This is a genomic window from Pedobacter sp. KBW01 (assembly GCF_003852395.1).
Classification (GTDB): Bacteria; Bacteroidota; Bacteroidia; order Sphingobacteriales; family Sphingobacteriaceae; genus Pedobacter.
On the sequence record NZ_QAJQ01000045.1, the window covers coordinates 1 to 1391 of the forward strand.

Below are 1391 nucleotides of genomic sequence, written 5' to 3' on the forward strand. Positions count from 1 at the left end.
ATCAGTTTAAACTTGATTTAGTCAACAAGTTAATCGGAGAAGCAAACTCTGTATACGTACTTTCCGATATGCACGGATTGGCTAAATCACAGTTACAATTTTGGTGCAAACTCCATGAGCACCACGGAGAAAAAGGTTTGGAAGATATCGTGGTTAAAAGCTATACGGCAGATGAAAAACTTGAAATCATTCGCTATTATCAAGCAAGCGAATTATCTTTGATTGACACCTGTGCTATTTTTATGGTTGCCTCTTTTTCAACACTCTATCAATGGGTTGTTAAGTTTGAACAGAGTGGCTATCAAGGTCTAGTAGATAAACGTGGTGATCATTTAAAAAATAAGAAAACTACAAAAAGGATGGCTAAGAAAAAAGTAGTCCCAGGAATCAAAGACTCTATGACTGATTTGGAGCGGTTAACCATCGAAAATGAATATTTACGAGCAGAAGTAGCTTATCTAAAAAAGTTGGAAGCCTTAGCTCAAAGCAAGCAAGTCAAAAAGAAAAAGCCGTAATAGTTACGGAGTTAAGGCGCTTACACAAACTGGAATATCTTTTACATCTCGCTGAGCTAGCAAGAAGTAGCTACTATTATCATCGAGATAGTAGTGCTTTTTTAGATAAGCATATAGACTTGGTAAAAGAAGTAAAAAAACTGTATCAAAGACATTTCGGAAGATATGGCTATCGAAGAATAACGTTAGCCCTTAGAAAAGAATTGGACATCCCTGTAAACTTTAAAACCATTGCTAAAATCATGAAGCAGATAGGCTTGAAGAGTAAGATAAGGGTCAAAAAATATAAGTCTTATAAAGGTGAAATTGGCAAAGCCGCGGATAATATCTTAAAACGAGATTTCACTGCTGATAAGCCTAATGTAAAGTGGGCTACCGATATAACTGAGTTTAAAGTAAAGGGGAAAAAGCTATACCTATCACCAATAATTGATCTGTTTAATGGTGAGATTATAAGCTATAACTTATCTACATCGCCTAACTATCGGCAGACTTTGGATATGCTCAATAAAGGTTTCAGGAAAATCAAAAACCATGAAAAACCAATTCTCCATTCTGATCAAGGTTGGCAGTACAGGCTAGAGAAGTACAAGAAAAAACTAAAAGATAAACAGATAATGCAAAGTATGTCCAGAAAAGGAAACTGCTTGGATAACGCTATAATTGAGAACTTTTTTGGAGTGCTTAAATCAGAATTATTTTATCTAAATGAATATAACTCGGTATCACAATTACATTCTGAGATTAGAAAGTATATTAAATATTATAATAGGGACCGAATAAGGCTTAATTTAAATGGAATGAGTCCGGTGGAATACCGAACTCATTACTTTAAAAACATTGCGTAACTTCGTCCAACTTTTTGGGGTCAGTCTA

At 34.8% G+C, this 1391-nt stretch carries 2 protein-coding genes; both read left to right on the forward strand.

Going from position 1 to position 1391, the window contains the following annotated elements:
• A partial coding sequence (locus tag DBR40_RS26400) for a helix-turn-helix domain-containing protein (RefSeq protein ID WP_148090187.1) occupies positions 1 to 515 on the forward strand: 515 nt, incomplete at its 5' end.
• Complete coding sequence (locus DBR40_RS26405; RefSeq protein ID WP_233603997.1) at positions 515 to 1363, forward strand: IS3 family transposase; 849 nt, start codon at positions 515 to 517, stop codon at positions 1361 to 1363. The genes DBR40_RS26400 and DBR40_RS26405, both read left to right, overlap by 1 nt.
• Positions 1364 to 1391 lie beyond the last annotated feature (28 nt).